General features: G+C 70.4%; 18 protein-coding genes. 11 read left to right on the forward strand and 7 right to left on the reverse strand.

Translation table 11 applies throughout. From position 1 onward, the window contains the following. Positions 1–2: 2 nt before the first annotated feature. Together IW245_RS36465 and IW245_RS36470 are read right to left on the reverse strand one after the other, a co-directional pair. On the reverse strand, positions 3–1,010 hold the full coding sequence (locus IW245_RS36465; protein ID WP_197007629.1) for an AAA family ATPase: 1,008 nt from the start codon (positions 1,008–1,010) through the stop codon (positions 3–5). A gap of 113 nt (positions 1,011–1,123) precedes the next feature. Next, on the reverse strand, positions 1,124–1,552 hold the full coding sequence (locus IW245_RS36470; RefSeq protein ID WP_197007630.1) for a MarR family winged helix-turn-helix transcriptional regulator: 429 nt from the start codon (positions 1,550–1,552) through the stop codon (positions 1,124–1,126). A gap of 45 nt (positions 1,553–1,597) precedes the next feature. Here IW245_RS36470 and IW245_RS36475 point away from each other — a divergent pair, with 45 nt between their 5' ends. The 5 genes from IW245_RS36475 to IW245_RS36495 are packed head-to-tail and all read left to right on the forward strand — an operon-like array spanning position 1,598 to position 6,211. Further along, on the forward strand, positions 1,598–2,707 hold the full coding sequence (locus tag IW245_RS36475) for a substrate-binding domain-containing protein (RefSeq protein ID WP_197007631.1): 1,110 nt from the start codon (positions 1,598–1,600) through the stop codon (positions 2,705–2,707). A 44-nt stretch (positions 2,708–2,751) separates the two neighbouring features. Then, entirely contained in the window at positions 2,752–4,149 is a 1,398-nt protein-coding gene (locus IW245_RS36480; RefSeq protein ID WP_197007632.1) for an APC family permease, read from the forward strand. Continuing rightward, positions 4,140–5,144, forward strand: a complete 1,005-nt coding sequence (locus tag IW245_RS36485; protein ID WP_197008868.1) for an acetamidase/formamidase family protein — start codon at positions 4,140–4,142, stop codon at positions 5,142–5,144. The genes IW245_RS36480 and IW245_RS36485 overlap by 10 nt, the downstream gene beginning before the upstream one ends. Before the next feature lie 2 nt (positions 5,145–5,146). Next, positions 5,147–5,764, forward strand: coding sequence for a GOLPH3/VPS74 family protein (locus IW245_RS36490; protein ID WP_197007633.1), 618 nt, complete (start codon positions 5,147–5,149; stop codon positions 5,762–5,764). 9 nt (positions 5,765–5,773) lie between these two features. Beyond that, on the forward strand, positions 5,774–6,211 hold the full coding sequence (locus IW245_RS36495) for a GNAT family N-acetyltransferase (RefSeq protein WP_197007634.1): 438 nt from the start codon (positions 5,774–5,776) through the stop codon (positions 6,209–6,211). On the opposite strand, the gene IW245_RS36500 is transcribed toward IW245_RS36495, so the two are convergent. Then, positions 6,208–6,822: a Uma2 family endonuclease gene (locus IW245_RS36500; protein WP_233473184.1), complete on the reverse strand. Its 615-nt coding sequence runs from the start codon at positions 6,820–6,822 to the stop codon at positions 6,208–6,210. The two genes, IW245_RS36495 and IW245_RS36500, sit on opposite strands and share 4 nt — an antisense overlap. 237 nt (positions 6,823–7,059) lie before the next feature. Here IW245_RS36500 and leuS point away from each other — a divergent pair, with 237 nt between their 5' ends. After that, entirely contained in the window at positions 7,060–9,879 is a 2,820-nt protein-coding gene (gene leuS, locus IW245_RS36505) for a leucine--tRNA ligase (RefSeq protein ID WP_197007635.1), read from the forward strand. Positions 9,880–9,922: 43 nt separating this feature from the next. Here the strand turns inward: leuS and IW245_RS36510 are convergent, their stop codons facing one another. Together IW245_RS36510 and IW245_RS36515 are read right to left on the reverse strand one after the other, a co-directional pair. After that, positions 9,923–10,288: a hypothetical protein gene (locus IW245_RS36510; RefSeq protein ID WP_197007636.1), complete on the reverse strand. Its 366-nt coding sequence runs from the start codon at positions 10,286–10,288 to the stop codon at positions 9,923–9,925. A 76-nt stretch (positions 10,289–10,364) separates the two neighbouring features. Continuing rightward, entirely contained in the window at positions 10,365–11,198 is an 834-nt protein-coding gene (locus IW245_RS36515; RefSeq protein ID WP_197007637.1) for a helix-turn-helix transcriptional regulator, read from the reverse strand. Between the two features lie 102 nt (positions 11,199–11,300). Between IW245_RS36515 and IW245_RS36520 the strand changes: the two genes are divergently transcribed. Beyond that, the gene (locus IW245_RS36520) at positions 11,301–12,701 is read left to right on the forward strand and encodes an MFS transporter (RefSeq protein ID WP_197007638.1); all 1,401 of its coding nucleotides are present in this window, start codon (positions 11,301–11,303) and stop codon (positions 12,699–12,701) included. Between the two features lie 110 nt (positions 12,702–12,811). Here the strand turns inward: IW245_RS36520 and IW245_RS36525 are convergent, their stop codons facing one another. Both IW245_RS36525 and IW245_RS36530 read right to left on the reverse strand, forming a co-directional pair. Next, positions 12,812–13,516: a type 1 glutamine amidotransferase gene (locus IW245_RS36525; protein WP_197007639.1), complete on the reverse strand. Its 705-nt coding sequence runs from the start codon at positions 13,514–13,516 to the stop codon at positions 12,812–12,814. Next, entirely contained in the window at positions 13,506–14,750 is a 1,245-nt protein-coding gene (locus IW245_RS36530) for a Mur ligase family protein (RefSeq protein WP_197007640.1), read from the reverse strand. The genes IW245_RS36525 and IW245_RS36530 overlap by 11 nt, the downstream gene beginning before the upstream one ends. Before the next feature lie 54 nt (positions 14,751–14,804). Here IW245_RS36530 and IW245_RS36535 point away from each other — a divergent pair, with 54 nt between their 5' ends. The 4 genes from IW245_RS36535 to ftsL all read left to right on the forward strand — a co-directional run bounded on the left by IW245_RS36535 (position 14,805) and on the right by ftsL (position 18,611). Beyond that, on the forward strand, positions 14,805–16,046 hold the full coding sequence (locus tag IW245_RS36535; RefSeq protein WP_197007641.1) for an MFS transporter: 1,242 nt from the start codon (positions 14,805–14,807) through the stop codon (positions 16,044–16,046). Between the two features lie 237 nt (positions 16,047–16,283). Beyond that, positions 16,284–16,715, forward strand: coding sequence for a division/cell wall cluster transcriptional repressor MraZ (mraZ, locus tag IW245_RS36540; RefSeq protein ID WP_197007642.1), 432 nt, complete (start codon positions 16,284–16,286; stop codon positions 16,713–16,715). A 113-nt stretch (positions 16,716–16,828) separates the two neighbouring features. Continuing rightward, positions 16,829–17,923, forward strand: a complete 1,095-nt coding sequence (rsmH, locus tag IW245_RS36545; RefSeq protein WP_197007643.1) for a 16S rRNA (cytosine(1402)-N(4))-methyltransferase RsmH — start codon at positions 16,829–16,831, stop codon at positions 17,921–17,923. A 28-nt stretch (positions 17,924–17,951) separates the two neighbouring features. Then, positions 17,952–18,611, forward strand: coding sequence for a cell division protein FtsL (gene ftsL / locus IW245_RS36550; protein WP_197007644.1), 660 nt, complete (start codon positions 17,952–17,954; stop codon positions 18,609–18,611). The last annotated feature ends 1 nt before the right edge of the window (position 18,612 follow it).

The raw sequence follows: 18,612 nt of genomic DNA on the forward strand, positions 1-18,612 counted from the left end.
CGCTACCGCCGCCTGGAGTTGTGCTGGTCGCTGGTGGGGATCTGCAGCTTGTGCAGGATGTCGGAGACGATCGCGTCGGTGGTCCGGCGGGCGAGCTGGGCCTCGGCGGTCGGGATCAGCCGGTGCGCGAGGACCGGCACGGCCAGGGCCTGCAGGTCGTCGGGGAGCACGAAGTCGCGGCCCTCCAGGGCGGCCACGGCCCGGGCGGTGCGCAGCAGCTGGAGCGTGGACCGGGGGCTCGCGCCGAGCCGCAGGTCGGGGGCCTCGCGGGTGGCGGTGACCAGGTCGACCGCGTACTGCTTGATGGAGTCGGCCACGTACACCTGGCGGACGGTGTGGATCAGCCGGCGGATCATGTTCGCGTCGGTGACCGCGCGCAGCTCGTCGAGCGGGTCGGACGCGCCGTGGTGGTCGAGCATCGCCAGCTCCGCGCCCGGCGCCGGATACCCCATGGCCAGTCGGGCGGTGAACCGGTCGCGCTGGGCCTCGGGTAGCGGGTAGGTGCCCTCCATCTCGATCGGGTTCTGCGTCGCGATCACCATGAACGGCGTCTGGAGGTAGTAGGTCGTCCCGTCGACGGTGACCTGCCGCTCCTCCATGCACTCCAGCAGCGCCGACTGGGTCTTCGGCGAGGCCCGGTTGATCTCGTCGCCGACGACCAGGTTGGCGAACACGGCCCCGGGCTTGAACTCGAAGTCGTGGTTCTCCTGGTTGTAGACGCTCACGCCGGTCACGTCGCTGGGCAGCAGGTCCGGGGTGAACTGGATCCGGCGCACCGAGCAGTCGATCGACCGTGCCAGGGCTTTGGCGAGCTTTGTCTTGCCAACGCCGGGAACGTCCTCGATGAGCAGGTGCCCCTCGGCGAGGAGGACGGCGAGCGCGAGCCGGACGATGGCGGTCTTGCCCTCGATCACCTGCTCGATGTTGGCGACGATCGCGGAGGTCGCCTCCTTCAGCTCCTCCGCGCCCAAGGGCGCTCCGAGCTCGTCGGCGGTGCGCGGTGTGGTCACCAGGGCCTCCTCATTCAGTTCAGGAACGGACTGAATTTTTTCAGCTTCGATGGAATGTTTGTGCCGCCAAGATGGCATCAGTTCGGTTACCGTCCGGGCACGGGGAACGGAGCCTACTCGATCATCCTGACCAATGCGACGAGGTCGTGCATCAGACGTTCGGTCCGTTCCGGACCAAGCGCCCGTTCCATCGCTCTGTGCTGGGACACCGCACGCCTTTTGGCCCGATCGAGCAGAGCTGTGCCCTGATCGGACAGATACACCACGACCCGACGTCTGTCCGCCGGATCCTGGTGCCGGTAGACGAGCGCGGAGTCCACGAGCCGATCGACGGCCTTCGTCAGCGTCGGGTGCGGCATCAGCACGGTCTCCGCCAGCTCGCCCATGGGCTGACCGGGGTTTTCGGCCAGGGCACTGAGAATGCGCCACTGTTCCACCGTAATCCCGGCCTCGGCCAGCGCCACGGAGAGATCGCGATTGGCGGCCCGTTCCGCTGCGCTCAGGGCGTAGGCCAGGTGGGTGCGCAAGTCACTCGCTGGCATGGGTCGCCCCTTTCCCTCACGGTCGGTGCAGACGATACTCGGGTCGTGCGTGCGGATGTGACCATCGTCAGTGACCTGTTGGAAGCCCGACTGTTGGCTCCCGAACCACACGAGGCGGTCCGGGTCGCGTTGGTAGTCCCGCTGTCGGGAACATTGGGCATGGTCGGGCCCGGCGCGGTCAACTGCGCGAAGCTCGCGGTCGCCGAACTCAACGCCGGGGCCGGCATTCTGGGCCGTCCGGTGGAACTCGTCCTCGTCGACGGCGGCCGGTCGCCGGCGGAGGTGACCGCCGACGTGATGGGGCTGGTGGAGGCTGGCGCGGTGCGCGCGCTGGTCGGCTCGCACGCCAGCGATGTGCGGATCGCGCTGAGCAGGGCGATCGGCGGCCGGCTGCCATTCGTGTACACGCCGCCATACGAGGGCGGCGAGCACACCCCCGGGGTGTACCTGTCGGGTGAGACCCCCGAACGCCAGCTGCTCCCAGTGCTCCGCTGGTTCGTGGAGGTCCGGGGCCGGCGGCGCTGGGCGCTGGTCGGCAACGACTACGTCTGGCCGCGCCGGCTGCACGGTGCGGCTGCCGTGTACCTGAAGAGCTGTGCCGCCCAGGTGGTCACCGAGCGTTACGCGCCGCGTGGCCTGACGGATCCCGGTCCGCTGTTGCACGCGATCGCGGCGTCCCGGGCCGACGCCGTGCTGCTGACCCTGGTGGGCGCGGACCTGACGTTGTTCAACCGGGCGTTCGCCGCGAGCCCGCTCGCCGGCCGGGTGGTCAGGCTCGGCGCGGCCCTGGAGGAGAACGGGCTGCTGGGGGCCGGTGGCGACGACACGGGCGAGCTGTACGCGTCGATGGGTTTCTTCGCGTCGATGGCCACGGACGCGTGCGCGGATTTCACGGAGCGCTACACCCGGCGTTTCGGGAGTCCGGCGCCGATGCTCAACGGGCACGCGGAGGCGGTGTACGGCGGAGTCCGGTTGTTGTCGGCGCTCGCCGAGCGGGCGCGTTCGTTGGATTCGGCTGAGATTGACGTCACATCGGATGGTGTGTCCATTATGGCGGGCCGGGGAATGCTGACCGTCACGCATCGTCATGTGGCCCAGTCCGTGCACCTCGCGCGGGCGGACGGACTCGAGTTCGACGTCGTCAAAACTTTCTAGAGAAACCTTTTCTCTTTTAAGTAACCGGACTACTCTGCCGCGTTATGACTAGCCAGCAACAGGGGCATTCCCTCGAAGAGTTCGGATACCCTCAGGAGCTCAGACGGTCGTTGAGCTTCACCGATCTCTTGTTCTACGGGCTCATCTTCATGGTCCCGATCGCGCCGTTCGCCATTTTCGGCCAGGTTTATCAGGCCTCCGGTGGAATGGTCGCCCTCGCCTACGTCATCGGCGCCGTCGCGATGATGTTCACGGCGCTGTCCTACGCGCAGATGTCCAAGGCGTTCCCCATGGCGGGCTCCGTCTACACCTACGCGGGTCGCGGGATCGGCGCTCCGGTCGGCTTCCTCGCCGGCTGGGCGATCCTGCTGGACTACATCCTGGTGCCCGGCCTGCTGTACCTGGTGGCCTCGATCGCCATGCACGCGACGATCAGCGCCATCCCGGTCTGGGCCTGGCTGATCGTGTTCGTCGCGGTGAACACCGCGGTCAACTACCTGGGCATCAAGCTCACGGCCACGGTCACCAAGGTGCTGCTCATCGGTGAGCTCATCGTCCTGGCGATCTTCCTGGTGGTCGGGTTCGTCGCGCTGGCGCAGGGCAAGGGCAACGGGAAGGCGTTCGGCGCCCTGTTCGAGAGCGGCACCTTCTCCTGGCCGCTGATCTTCGGCGCCGTGTCGGTCGCCGCGCTGTCCTTCCTGGGCTTCGACGGCATCGCGATGTTGTCCGAGGAGAACAAGGGCAACGAGCGCCAGATCGGCCGCTCGATGATCGCGGCGCTGGCGATGGCCGGTCTGCTGTTCTTCGTCCAGACCTGGGTCGCGTCCCTGTTCGTCACCGACCCGGCGGCCCTGATCGCGAAGGGCGACGCCGACGGGGTCGCCTTCTACAGCGCGGCGGAGGCCGCCGGCGGCCACTGGCTCGCCGTGCTGACCGCCGTCACCACCGCCATCGCGTGGGGCTTCGCCGACTCCCTCGTCGCCCAGGTCGCCACGTCCCGGCTGATCTTCGCGATGGCCCGCGACCGGCAGTTGCCCTCGTTCCTGGCCAGGATCAACGTCCGGCGCGGCGTGCCCGGCAACGCGATCCTGCTGGTCAGCGCCATCTCGCTGGCGCTGGGCCTGTTCATGAGCACCCGGCCGGAGGGCATCGGCGACCTGAGCTCGATGATCAACTTCGGCGCGATGTTCGCGTTCCTGGTCCTGCACGTGTCGGTGATCTGGCACTTCCTGGTCAAGAAGAAGAGCAAGGACTACCTGCGCCATCTGGTACTGCCGCTGATCGGCTTCGGCATCCTGGCCTACGTCATCGTCAACGCCAAGGTCGCGGCGACCCGACTGGGGGGTGCCTGGATCCTGCTCGGAGTGGTTATCCTCATCGGCCTGTACGTCTTCGGTCGCCGGCCGAAGCTCTCCGGTCTCAGTGGTGAGGAATCGGCTTGAACCTCGTGACCTACCGGCCCACGCCGGAGGACTACGCGTACACGTTCGGCGGCCGGGCCCCCGTGGCCCGGCTCCGGGCCGGTGACGCCCTGTCCGTCTACACCGAGGACTGCTTCGGCGGCAAGGTGCTGGGCTATGACGACTTCCCCTCCCAGGTGTGCGAGTTCCCGTACCTGAACCCGGTCACCGGGCCGTTCCACGTGGAGGGCGCGGAGCCCGGCGACACCCTCGCCGTGCACTTCGTGTCGATCACCCCGGCCCGGGACCGGGCGGTGTCGACCACGTTCCCGCACTTCGGGGCCCTGACGTCGACGTCGCACACGGCGTCGTTGCAGCCCCCGCTCGAAGAGCGGATCTGGGTGTACGAGCTGGACGTGGCCAAGGGGATCGCCCGCTACTCGGCGCGCAACAGCGACTACACGGTCGACCTGCCGCTGGACCCGATGCACGGCACGGTCGGGGTGGCCCCGGCGGCGTTCGAGTCCCGGATGACGATCACCCCGGACGCGCACGGCGGGAACATGGACAGCCCGGAGCTGCGCGCGGGCGTGACGGCGTACTTCGGGGTCAACGTCCCCGGCGCGCTGTTCGCCCTCGGCGACGGGCACGCCCGGCAGGGCCACGGCGAGGTGTGCGGCACGGCCGTGGAGTCGGCGATGAACACGGTCGTGGTCGTGGACGTGATCAAGGGCCAGGCCACGCCGTGGCCGCGCCTGGAGTCCGACAACGCGATCATGTCCACCGGGTCGGCGCGGCCGCTGGAGGACGCGTACCGGATCAGCCAGCACGACCTGGTCACCTGGGTGAGCGGGCTGACCGGGCTGGACACCCTCGACGCGTACCAGCTCGTCAGCCAGGCCGGCGAGGCGCCGGTCGGCAACGTGTGCGACCCGAACTACACAATGCTGGCCAAGATCGAAAAGTCCGTCTTGCGGGGGGCGCTCCCGTACCACGGGGTGCACGACAGACTCCGGGCTGTTGCTGCGAGGATCTGAACGTGCCCCTAGGCGATGACCTGTACCTGCTGGCCCACTCCAGCGAAGGCAAACCGTACGTCCATCTGCCCTCGCTGAGTGTCGGTCTGGCTACTGCCGTCCTGATCGAACTCATGCTCGCGGGAAGGATCGGTGTCAGCGAGGGCCGGGTGATCGGCTACGAGCGGCGTCCGATCAACCTGTCCGTCGCGGACAGCGCCCTCGGCGCGATCTTCGCCGGCGCGAACCAGACGCCGAACTACTGGCTACGGGCCGTCGCCTCCGACAGCTACGACCGGATCTCCGGTGCGCTCACGGCCTCGGGTCTGCTCCGCAAGGTGCAGACCCGCAGGCTGGGCCTGGTCCCGGTCACCCGGATCCAGCCGGTCGACCCGGAGATGGCCGTCCGGATCCGCGCCCGGCTGCGCTACGCCCTGCGCGGCCCGGACGAGGTCCCGGTCGCCGACGCGGCCCTGTGCGCCATCGTCGGCATCGTCGGGCTGGAGAGCCGGGTGTTCCTCGACGGCCTGCCCAACGGCCACCTCGCCGCCGTGTCGGCCGGGCTGCACCCGATGCTCCGGGCGATCCTCGGTGCCGCCGAGCACGAGATCGCGCAGGCGGCGATGTCGGCGTACCGCTAGGTTGGTCACGTGAGCGCGTACGAGATCGACGACGACCCGGCCCGGATCGACCGCGACGCGGCCTGGGCGTTCCTCTCCCAGCACGCGTACTGGGGCCGGTGGCGCACCCGCGAGGTCTTCGACCGCCAGCTCGACCGCGCCTGGCGGCTCGTCGGCGTCTACGAACGGGAGTCGGGTCGGATGGTCGGCTTCGCCAGGGCGACCTCCGACGGCGAAGCCCTCGCCTACCTCGGCGACGTGTACGTCGAGCCCGAGCACCGGGGTGCGGGGCTGGGCCGGGCGCTGGTCACCAAGATGCTCGAAGAGGGGCCGGGGGCGGACTTCCGCTGGATGTTGCACACGTCCGACATGCACCCGCTGTACGCGAAGCTGGGCTTCCGCGCCCCGGACCACACGTACATGGAACGCCCGGCGTCCCCGAACCTCGGCCCCCGCCTGGTGCCCTAGAGGTCCACTGCGCGGACGAGCGGGGCCAGGTCGAGGTCGATGGGCCACGGAGCGTCCAGCGTGAGGTGATCGGTGAACTTTCCGATCTCGACGTAGATGCCCGTGGCGGGGTCGATCTCGTGGGCGGTGATGAGGAGCCCGTCCTCGGTCTCGATCCGCCAGAACCACGGGATGCCGTATTCCGCGTAGTGCCGGGGCTTCAGGATGCGATCCATGCTCCGACTGCCCGGTGAGACGATCTCGACAGCGAGCAGCACCTCGTGCACCTCGAACTGGGCTCTGGTGCGACCGGCGACCGCTTCGGCCTTCACCGCGAGGATGTCCGGGATGTAGCGCAGCCGTGGCGCGAGCTTGATCTCGACACCTTGGGTCACGTGGAATTCGGCCGGCGCGGTTTGGAAGAGGGCCGCTCCCAGCAGCATCGCAAGGGATTGGTGTGCGTGGGTCGGGCTCGGGGTCACGTGCAGAACTCCATCGATCAGCTCGCGGCGGACGCCGTCCAGCGGGAGCGAGTCGTACTCCTCCGGAGTCATGCCGTCGCTCAGGTAGTGCTCGAGCGCCAGGGCCATGTCGAAGTCCTCGTCTCGGGGGGCGTGCAGTTCTTCGGACACCTGTTCGTCCTCCCCGTCACGTTAGTCGGGTTTCGTCCATGATCGCCACTGGGTCGCCGTCGGTTTGACCCTCCACGCTATGATGCCATCATGACCGGGTTCTTCCTGCTCCTTAGCGAGCCGTGCTGACGGGTCCAACCAGCACGGCGCCCCCTCCTGTGTGAGGGGTTTTTTTATGCCCGAAGCCCGGGGACCGGGCGCGACGACACGTCCGACCGCAATCCACAGGTGGAGACAATGAGCGAGACAGACACCCCGGCCTTCCGGTACACCGCGGCCATGGCCCAGGACATCGAGCTGCGCTGGCAGGAGATCTGGGCCGCCAACGGCACCTTCCACGCGCCCAACCCGACCGGCGAGCTGGCGGACCCGGCCCACCCGCGCGCGCACGCCCCGAAGCTGTTCGTCCTGGACATGTTCCCGTTCCCGTCGGGGGCCGGCCTGCACGTCGGGCACCCGCTGGGCTACATCGCCACGGACGTCTACTCCCGGTTCCAGCGGATGGCGGGCTTCAACGTGCTGCACCCGATGGGCTTCGACTCGTTCGGGCTGCCGACGGAGCAGTACGCGGTGCAGACCGGCACGCACCCGCAGATCACCACGGACCGCAACATCATCCGGTACAAGCAGCAGCTGCGCCGGCTGGGCCTGGGCTACGACGAGCGGCGCTCGTTCGCGACCACGGACCCGGAGTACTACCGCTGGACCCAGTGGATCTTCCTGAAGTGCTTCACCTCGTGGTACGACCCGGAGCAGGACAAGGCGCGCCCGATCGACACCCTGGTCGAGAAGCTGTCGGCCGAGCCGGGCTGGGCGGAGAAGTCCGCGGGGGAGCGCCGGCAGGCGATCGACGAGCACCGCCTGGCGTATGTCTCGCACGCGCCGGTCAACTGGTGCCCGGGCCTGGGCACGGTGCTGGCCAACGAGGAGATCACCTCCGAGGGTCGTTCCGAGCGGGGCAACTTCCCGGTCTTCAAGCGCAACCTGAAGCAGTGGATGATGCGGATCACCGCGTACGGTGACCGGCTGCTGACCGACCTGGAGGCGCTGGACTGGCCCGAGTCGGTCAAGACGATGCAGCGCACCTGGATCGGCAAGTCCACGGGCGCGCACGTCGACTTCGCCTCCCCGGCCGGGGACATCCGGGTGTTCACCACCCGGCCGGACACCCTGTTCGGCGCGACGTACATGGTGCTGGCCCCCGAGCACGAGCTGGTCGACGCGCTGGTGCCGGACGCGTGGCCGACGGGCGTCGGTGAGCGGTGGACCGGGGGGCACGCGACCCCGGCGGAGGCCGTGGCGGCGTACCGGAAGTTCGCGGCGACGAAGAGCGACCTGGAGCGCCAGACCGAGGGCAAGGACAAGACCGGCGTCTTCACCGGCGCGTACGGCACCAACCCGGTCAACGGCGCCGAGGTGCCGATCTTCATCGCGGACTACGTGCTGGCCGGCTACGGCACCGGCGCGATCATGGCCGTGCCGGCGCAGGACACCCGGGACTGGGAGTTCGCCGAGGCGTTCGGCCTGCCGATCGTCCGCACGGTTCAGCCGCCCGCCGACTGGGAGAACGGTCCGTTCACCGGCGACGGCGTCGCGATCAACAGCGCCACACCCGAGGGCTTCACCGGTGGCCCCGCCGTCAGCCTGGACGGGCTGGCCGTCGCCGAAGCCAAGGCGAGGATCATCACCTGGCTGGAGGAGACCGGGCGCGGGGTCGGCGCGACCACGTTCCGGCTGCGCGACTGGCTGTTCAGCCGCCAGCGGTACTGGGGCGAGCCGTTCCCGATCGTCTACGACGCCGAGGGCTTCGCGCACGCGGTCCCCGAGTCGATGCTGCCGGTCGTGCTGCCCGAGATCGACGACTTCTCGCCGAAGACGTTCGAGGCCGACGACGCGAACAGCTCGCCGGAGCCGCCGCTGGGTCGGGCCACCGACTGGATCACGGTCGAGATGGACCTGGGCGACGGCGTGCAGACGTACACCCGTGAGACGAACACGATGCCCAACTGGGCGGGTTCCTGCTGGTACGAGATGCGGTACCTGGACCCGGCCAACGCCGAGGCGTTCGTGGGCGCGGAGAACGAAGAGTTCTGGATGGGTCCGAGGTCCGAGGGCGACCCGGGCGGCGCGGACCTGTACGTCGGCGGCGTCGAGCACGCAGTCCTGCACCTGCTGTACGCGCGATTCTGGCAGAAGGTCGTCCACGACCTGGGCTACGTCTCCGCCAAGGAGCCTTTCCGCCGGCTGTTCAACCAGGGCTACGTCGACGCCTACGTGTTCCGTGACAGCCGCGAGTTCCCGGTCGAGGCCTCCGAGGTCGTCGAGCGCGACGGGAAGTACTTCTTCGGGGACGAGGAGGTCAGGCGCAGCTACGGCAAGATGGGCAAGTCCCTGAAGAACGTGGTGACCCCCGACAGCATGTGCGAGGAGTACGGCGCGGACACCTTCCGGGTGTACGAGATGTCGATGGGCCCGCTGGACGTCAACCGCCCGTGGGAGACCCGGGCGGTGGTCGGCGCGCAGCGGTTCCTGCAGCGGGTGTGGCGGCTGGTGATCGACGAGGAGTCCGGCGAGATCCGGGTGGGCGACGCCCCGGCCGACGACGAGACCCGCAGGCTGCTGCACAAGACGATCGACGGCGTGCGCGGCGACACCACGGAGCTGCGCTTCAACACCGCGATCGCCAAGCTGATCGGGCTGACCAACCACGTCACCGGGCTGGCCGTGCCGCCCCGCGAGGTCGTGGAGCCGCTGGTGCTGATGGTGTCGCCGTTCGCGCCGCACCTGGCCGAGGAGCTGTGGACCCGGCTGGGCCACGACGGCGGGCTGTCCTACGTGGACTTCCCCGTGGCGGACCCGGCCCAGCTGGTCGCCGACACGGTGACCTACCCGGTGCAGGTCAACGGCAAGGTCCGTGGCCGGATCGAGGTGGCGGCCGACCTGCCGGAGGCCGAGGTGCAGGCCGCCGCGCTGGCGGAGATCGCGTCCAGCCTGGACGGTCGTACCCCGAAGAAGGTCATCGTGGTCAAGGGTCGGATGGTCTCGGTCGTCGTCTAGCGGGTTCCCCGGGGAGGCCTTCGTGGCCTCTCCGGGGCGGGGTCTAGCCGCAGGCGATGTGGTAGACGCCGCCGACCCACCAGCCGGACGGGGTCCGCTGCCAGATCCGGTACGCGTTGTCGGCCGAGCCGACGCACGTGTAGCTGGCGTGGTAGCCGGGCGTGCCGACCGTGATCCAGGTGCTGTCGTAGTTCAGCCGCTCGAACCGGTAGTACGCCGAGCCGTCCGCGCCGTTGGAGCAGGTGTAGTAGCCGGACGCGCTCAGCACGGGCGGATCGACGACGACGTCGCCCTCGATCACGCCGCACCACGCGGCCTGGGCGGGGGTCGCGCCGGTCAGGGTGGCCACACCGGTGGCGGCCACGAGCGTGAGGCCGGCGAGCAGTCGGGTGAGGATCGTTCGGGTCATCGGGCTCTCCTCGGTCAGTCTGTCCACTATAGACAGCCGAGGGGAGCATATCGCCGGTGTTCGATGAAGTGAAGGATCAGAACAGCGGGGACCTGTCCAGGGACGCCAGCCGCACCGCGCTCTCCTCGTCGACCGGGGTGTACACCACCATCCGGGTGTCCGGCGGGCTGGTGAGGGCCATGCCGGTCGAGTGCAGCCGGATCTCGCCGTCGGTCCTCGGGTGCCGGAACAGCTTGACCCGGGGCTCGTTGTCCGCGACGTCGTGCGCCGCCCACAGCCGGACGAACTCGGAGCTGCGGTCGCTCAGCCGGCGGATGAAGTCGGTCCACGCCGGCTCGCCGCCGTGCCGGCCGTACCCGGCGCGCAGGGTGGCCACCATCTTCGGCAGCTCGGCGTCGCGGTTCACGAACGGGCTGTTCGAGGGTCGGCACACCAGGGACTGCCAGAGCGCGTTGCGCTCCTCCACCGGGGCCCGCACGAGATTGGGGAACAGGCACTCGAAGGGGTCGTTCCAGGCCAGCAGGTCGTATCTGCTGTTGTTCACGCTCGCGGCGAGCGGGGCCAGCCCGTCGAGGATCAGCTGGACGGGCGGGGGCACGGCGACGTCGTCGGCCGGCAGCGGCGGCACCGAGGGGACGTCGGCGAGCCGGTAGAGGTGCAGCTTCTCGGCCTGGTCGAGGCACAGGGTGCGGGCGATCGCGTCGAGGACCTGGGCGCTGACGTTGATCGGCCGGCCCTGCTCCAGCCAGGTGTACCAGGTCACGCCCACCCCGGCGAGCTGGGCCACCTCCTCGCGGCGCAGCCCCGGCGTCCGGCGGCGGAAGCCCGGTGGCAGGCCGACGGTCTCGGGGCTGATCCGGTCGCGGCGCGTCTTCAGGAACGCTGCGAGGTCGGTGCGGCGGGTCGTCATGCCACCATGATGCGTGGTGGTGGGGAGCCGTGCCAGGTGGTGTTGGTACCAGGATAACCAGGCTCTCGTTACCGGTACCAGGAATGGCGGAGCCTGGATCCCATGACAGCGACCCTCACCGCCCCGGCCGCGCGGCCGGGTACCACGGCCCGGACCGGCTGGCTGCTCGCCACCGTCCTCGCCGGACTCTTCATGGCCATCCTCGACGTGTCCATCGTCAACGTCGCCGTGCCGGCGATCCGCACCGACCTGGGCGCGTCCGGCTCCGGCCTGCAGCTCATCATCGCCGGCTACACCATCGCGTACGCGATGCTCCTGATCACAGGGGCCCGGCTCGGCGACATCCTCGGCTCCCGCCGCGCGTTCACCGGCGGCCTGGCCCTGTTCACCCTCGCCTCCCTGGCCTGTGGGCTTGCCGGCGGCGAGGCCTCGCTGATCGCCTTCCGGATCGTCCAGGGCGCCGGGGCCGCGCTGATGGTGCCGCAGGTGCTGGGCGTCATCCAGCGGTCGTTCGAGGGCGCGGCGCGGGCGAAGGCGCTCAGCCTGTACTCGGCGGTGATCGCCGGCGGGGCCGTCGTGGGCCAGGTGGTCGGCGGCGTCCTGGTCAGCGCAGACCTCTTCGGTACCGGCTGGCGGCCGGTCTTCCTCGTCAACGTCCCGCTCGGCGTCGCCCTGCTGGTCGCCGCGCTGAAGCTGATGCCGGCCGGGGCCGGCAACCGGGACCGCAGGCTCGACCTGGCGGGCGTGCTCACCCTGTCCCCGGCCGTGCTGCTGCTCGTGGTGCCGCTGGTCCTCGGGCACGAGAACGGCTGGCCGGTGTGGGGCTGGGTCTCGATGGCCGCGGCCGTGCCGGTGTTAGGGCTGTTCGCGCTGCTCCAGCGCCGCTCGGCGGCCCCGCTGGTCCCGGGCCGGCTGCTGCGGGTGCCCGGATTCGTGCCTGCCGCGGCGAGCATCTTCGCCCAGACGGGCACGTACGCGGCGTTCCTGCTGGCCCAGACCCTGCACCTGCAGGGCGGCCGGGGCTTCACCGCCATGATGGCCGGGGTCGCGTTCATCCCGGGCGCCGCGGCGTTCGCCGCCGTCAGCCTCAACTGGCGGCGGGTACCCGCCCGGTGGCACGCCGCCATGACGCTCGGCGGCCTCGTGGTCGCCGCCGGCTCGCTCGCGGCCCTCGGCCCGGTGACCGGCCACGCCACGGCCTGGTACGACCTGGCCCTCACCGGGCTGGGGATCGGCGCGGGGCTGGGGGCGGCGTTCGGGCCGATGATGGCGGCGGCGTTGCGGAACATGCCGGTGACCGACGCCGGGGAGGCCGCCGGGCTGCTGGCGATGGTCACCCAGCTCGGGCAGGTGGTCGGGGTGGCCACGATCGGCACCCTGTACCTGACCCTGGTCCGCACGCACGTCAGCTCCGAGGCGCTGACGACGACGGGGCTCGCGATGGGCGGGGCGGCGCTGCTCGCGGCCGTCTTCGCCCTCCGCGCCCGGGGAAGGACCCGCTGAGGACGACGCTGGACGGCGCGGCTCGGGAAGGCGCGGGGCGGGCCCCAGCGCCTTCCCGAGCCGCTTGCCAGCCCCGCCCTCAGCGGGCCACCAAGGTCAGATCAAGAGCGTTAGGACAGCGCCGCCAGGCGTTCGCCGCGCAGCTTCGTCGGCCACTCGTCGTCGAGCGGCGGAAGCTGCCGGCCGACCACCCAGGACAGCAGCAGGTCGGCGAGCGCCGGGTTGCGGGCCAGCGCCGGACCGTGCAGATACGTGCCGATCATCCGGCCCGACCACACGCCCTCGGTGGTCCCGTCGTTGCCGACGCCGTGCTTCACCGACGCCAGCGGCCGGACGTTCGGCCCCAGGTGGGTGCGCCCGCCGTGGTTCTCGAAGCCGGTCAGCGGCGGCAGCCCCAGCTCGGGGGTGACGTCGCCGGCGAGCTCGCCGACGGCGCGGGTCTCGCCCCGGTCCGAGGAAAGATCGATCAGACCCAGTCCCTGGTACCGCTCCCCGTTGCCGTAGAAGCTCGTCCCCAGCAGTTGGTAGCCGGCGCACACCGAGAAGATCGCGGCCCCTCGGGACACGGCGCGGTGCAGCCCCCCGTCGGCGCGCAGCTTCTCCGCCGCGAGCACCTGGGGCCGGTCCTCGCCGCCGCCGAGCAGGTAGATGTCGGCGCTGTCGGGCAGCGGCTGGTCGTAGTTGACCCCGACCGCCTCGACGGGCAGGCCGCGACGACGGGCCCGCTGGTCGAGGATGAGCAGGTTGCCCCGGTCGCCGTACGTGGAGAGCAGGTCCGGGTAGACCCAGACGATGCGGATGGCCTCAGTTGACACGGTCAAGCTCCGCCCGGATGTCCTGGAACGCTGTGTAGTTGGCGATCACTTCGAGCCGGCCGTTGCCGGTCCTGTCGAGGGCCGTCCCGAAGTTCGGCACGTGCTCGAACGGCACCTCGTTGATGTCGAGCCGCACGCACAGGTCGTACGCCCGGTCCCCGGCGACCAGCACCCGCCGGCCCCGCAACGGTGAGAAGTCGACGTCGTACAGCCACGAGGTGTCCAGCCCGTCGGGGTCCCGCGCGTTGATCGCGAGCAGCACCGGGCAGCCCGGCTCGACCATGTCGAGGGCCTCCAGCCAGCCGGCCGGGTTCTTCGCGAGCAGCAACCGGATGACGTGCTCGCCCTTGACCACCGTCGCGTACCGCCCGGCGATCGAGGCGACCTGCGCGATCCGGGGCAGGGCCTGGGCCGGGGACACCCCGAACCGGGCGGCGACCGCCAGCGCCGTGGCCGCGTTGGCCTTGTTGACCCGGCCGGGGAGCTGGAGCGTCACCTCGTACCGGTTGCCGTCCGGGGCGAGCACCGCGTCCGTGTCGTCCAGCGACCAGGTCGGGGTCGGCCGGCGCAGCTGGCAGCCGGGGCACGCCCAGTGCACGCCGTCGCGGTCGAGGTGCCGGCCGCAGTTCGGGCAGACGAAGGAGTCCTCCTGCCAGCGCTGCCCGGCCGCCACCCAGGTCACCTCGCGGCTCGTGGACGCCGCCCACACGATCATCGGGTCGTCGCAGTTGGCCACGATGTGGGTCGAGACGCCGTCGAGCGCCTTGCGCCACGCCTCGGCCATCATGCCGACCTCCATCGCGCGGTCGAGCTGGTCGCGGGACAGGTTGAGCAGGGCCACCACCCGGGGCGTGGTCTGCGGGAGCACGCCCCGCAGGTAGTGCTCGTCGACCTCCAGCACCGCGTACGGCGCGCCGGTCGACTGGGCCAGCGCCGTGGTGTGCCCGGTGGGCATGTTCGCCCCGAAGCTGTTGGTGGCCACCTCGCCCAGCGCGCCGAGCGCCGCGGCGATGAACCGGGTGGTCGTCGTCTTGCCGTTCGTGCCGCTGACGAGGGCGACCTCTTTGCCCCGGGCGAGCATGGCCAGCAGCTGGGGCTCGACCTTCAGGCCGACCCGGCCGCCGATCACGGACCCGTCGCCCCGGCCCGTGGCCCGGGACAGGGCCGCCGCGCTCTTCAACAGCGTCGTGGCCAGCTTGGCTCGCAGCGGAAGGGGAACCGGTTCGGTGTTCACCCGCCCAGAGTAATCGGGTTGCGCGCGGCCCGATCAACCCGGAGGGTGACCACCGTGCGTGATCTTCTGGCGAACCGACGCTTCATGATCTTCTGGCTGGGCCAGGCGGTCAGCGTGCTCGGCGACGGGATGACGCCGATCGCGATGTCCGCCCTGGTCCTGCACCACTACGGCCCGTCAGGCTTCGGCATCGCGCTGGCCTGCTACTCCCTGGGCTACGGCGTCCCGATGCTCCTCGGCGGCGTGATCGCCGACCGGTACTCCCGGACCACGGTGATGGCCGTCGCCGACGCGCTCCGCCTCGGCGTGGTCGTCGGCTACCTGCTGCTCGCCGGCCGGATCCCGATCGCCGGCCTGGGCGCGCTGTCCGTGGTGGGCGGGATCGGCGCGGCCCTGTACACCCCGGCGTTCCGGGCCTCGCTCGCCCAGCTGCTGGAGCCCGAGCAGCTCCGGCAGGCCAACGCCTTGCAGGGCGTCGCCAACAAGGGCGCGTTCGCCGTGGGCGGCGCGCTCGCCGGCGTGCTGGTCGCCACGGCCGGCGCCCGGTGGGCCTTCGCCGTCGACGGGGCCACCTTCGCCGTGTCGATCGTCACGTTGCTGGCGATCCGGCTGCCCCGGGTGTCGCGGTCCGAGGAGGCCCAGGGCGTGGTCCGCGACGCGGTGGAGGGGATCCGCGCGGTGTGGCGCCGGCCCTGGGTCGCGGTGATCATGGCGCAGGGCACGGTGCAGGTCGTGGCCGGTTTCGCCCCGTTCATGGTGCTGCTGCCGATCGTGGCGCTGGACCGCTACGGGGCCGGAGGCTACGGCACGCTGGCCTTCTGCCAGGGCGTCGGCAGCATTCTCGGCGGTCTGCTCATCCTCAGGTGGAAGCCGCGCCGTCCCGGGGTCGCCGCGATGCACGCCGTCGCGCTGTTCGCGCCGATGTGCCTGTTCCTGGCCCTGCCGGTGCCCCTCTGGGCCTATGCCGTCGCCCAGCTGCTCGGCGCCGCCGGCATCTCGGTGTTCTTCGCGCTGTGGACCGTGGCGTTGCAGCGGGAGTTCCCGGCCGAGATGCAGGGCAGGGTGTTCTCGCTGGACTCGCTGCTGACGTTCGTCCTCAATCCGGTCGGGCTCGCGCTGACCCCGGTCCTGATGACCCTCGTCGGGGTGCCGGCGCTCGCCGTCGGGTCGGCGGTCGCGATCGTGTTCTTCTCCTACGTCGTCCTCCTCGTGCCGGGCGTCGCGGCGTTCCGGACCCCTCCACATCCCTCCACCGACGGATTGACAGCCCCCCTCGTGGAGTCTCGAACCGGCTGAAATCCAGGGTTTTCTGGGGGTTTGTGAAGGCGCGACACGCTGTCGACTAGCCGACCGCAACCGGCGGAACCGTTCTGCCCTCCACCTCACTCCACCCCCTCTGACCTGGGTGTTTACCCCCTCTTCAGGATCGATGTACGCCGTTTCGCCGTTGCAGGTGGAGGGAAGTGGAGTATGGTGGAGCGCATTGGTGGGGTCGGGAGGCCCTGCTGACCGCTCCGTCCGGGGGGAGGGCCGATGTTTCTCGGCACACACACCCCGAGGCTGGACGAGAAGGGTCGGTTGATCCTCCCGGCGAAGTTTCGCGATGAGCTCGCAGGAGGTCTTGTGATCACGAAAGGGCAGGAACGCTGCCTCTACGTGTTTCCCATGGCCGAGTTCCGGCGGATCGCGGAGCAGTTGCACGAGACGCCCATGACGCACAAGGCGGCTCGGGCGTACAGCCGGGTGTTCTTCGCCAGCGCCCACGACGAGGTGCCCGACAAGCAAGGCCGGGTCACGGTCCCGATCCACCTGCGCGGTTACGCGGGGCTGGACCGGGAGCTCGTCGTGATCGGGGCGAGCAGTCGGGTGGAGATCTGGGACGCCGCGGCATGGGCGTCCTACCTCGAGGACAGCGAGGACGACTTCGCTGACATCGAGGAGGGGGTGTTGCCCGGGGGGCTGTAGCCACACGGGCCGGTGAGCCGCGGTGACCGTGCCGCGAGATTGCCTGGCGCCACTTCCCCGGCGCCAGGAAATCTCGCGGCACGGAGCCGATAAGAGCAGGAATGGGGGGCGAGATGAAGGACAAGGCAGCGCGACGTCGGCCCGGGGGGGTCCCGGCGGAGCACACACCGGGCACACACGTGCCCGTCCTCCTCGACCGCATTCTGCACCTCCTCACGCCGGCTCTCGAGGACCGCGACGCGGTCTGCGTGGACGCCACCCTGGGCCTCGGTGGGCACACCGAAGCCCTGCTCACGACTTTTCCGCGGCTGACCGTCGTGGGGCTCGACCGGGACCCGGAGGCGCTGCGGCGTTCCGGTGAGCGCCTGGCGGGCTTCGGCGACCGGTTCCGCCCGGTGCACGCGGTGTACGACGAGTTCACCGACGTCCTGGCCCGACTCGGCTACGACGCGGTGCACGGCGTGCTCTTCGATCTCGGCGTGTCCTCCCTGCAGCTGGACGAGGCCTCACGGGGCTTCGCCTACGCGCAGGACGCGCCGTTGGACATGCGGATGGACCCGACCCGGGGCCGTACCGCAGAGGACATCGTCAACGACTACTCAGCCAAGGAGCTGAGTCGCATCCTCCGCGTCTACGGCGAGGAGAAGTTCGCATCCAGGGTTGCCGCCGCGATCGTTCGCGAGCGGGACCGTGAGCGACTGACCTCGTCGTCCCGCCTGGCCGAACTGGTGCGCGAGTCGATTCCGGCCGCGGCACGTCGGACAGGTGGGCACCCTGCGAAACGGACCTTCCAGGCCCTTCGCATCGAGGTCAACGAGGAGTTGTCCGCACTGGAGACGGCGATGCCGGCGGCGCTGGAAGCGCTGGCCGTCGGTGGTCGGATAGCCGTGCTGGCGTACCACTCACTGGAGGACCGCATCGTCAAGCGCGAGCTGACGCAGCGGTCCCGCTCGACGAGTCCGCTCGACCTGCCGGTCGAGCTGCCCGAGGGCGCAGCGGAGCTCCGGCTCCTGACCCGGGGCGCGGAGCCGCCCACCGAGGCCGAGATCGCGAGTAATCCGCGGTCGGCCTCGGCGAAGCTCCGTGCCGCGGAACGCATACGTGAATCGGCGGCACGACGCACCGCGGCGACCAGAGCCGACGGACGTCGTACCCACATGCCAACGCGGAGCCCCGGGGGGCGGTTCCGCGAAGGGGAGGAACAATGACCAACGCCGAGCGACGCGAGGTGGCCTGATGACCGCCGCCGCGCGCAACATCCCATCCGACGACGACTTCACCGGCACCTCGACCCGACGCCCGACCCGGGCGGGGGTCTCCGCCCCGGGCGGGTCGGCGCCGGCCCGCCGTGGGGACCGCAAGCTGACCCTGGTCACCGACGCCGACTTCGACTTCGAGCCGGTCGCTCCGAAGCGTGCCAGGAGCGGGCCCGCGGCTCCGAAGAGCCCGAAGAAGGTCGAGGTGATCGGTCGGGTCGACGTCGACCCGGTCACCGTCGGCACCGCGGCGCTCAAGCCCGAACGGGCGCCGGAGGAGACCCAGACCCGGGCCGACGCGCTGCGCCTGGCGCCGCCGGCCCCGGTCATGGTCGCCAGGATGCCGTTCGTGGTGCTCACCCTCGGTCTCATCGTGGGTGGCATCGTCGGCCTGCTCCTGCTGAACATGCAGATCAACGAGGACGCCTTCAAGCTCACCGAGCTGCGGGAGCGTCAGGCGGAGCTGCAGACGGCCGAGCAGCAGCTCAACAAGGAGCTGGCGGACAAGGGGGCTCCGGGGGCGCTGGCCGCCGAGGCCGCCCGCCAGGGCATGGTGCCGGCCGGCACACCCGCGTACATCACCCTGCCCGACGGCCGGATCCTCGGCGTTCCGCAGCCGGCAGGGCAGCCGAGGAGGTAGC

It is taken from the genome of Longispora fulva, from assembly GCF_015751905.1.
In the GTDB taxonomy this organism is placed as follows: domain Bacteria; phylum Actinomycetota; class Actinomycetes; order Mycobacteriales; family Micromonosporaceae; genus Longispora; species Longispora fulva.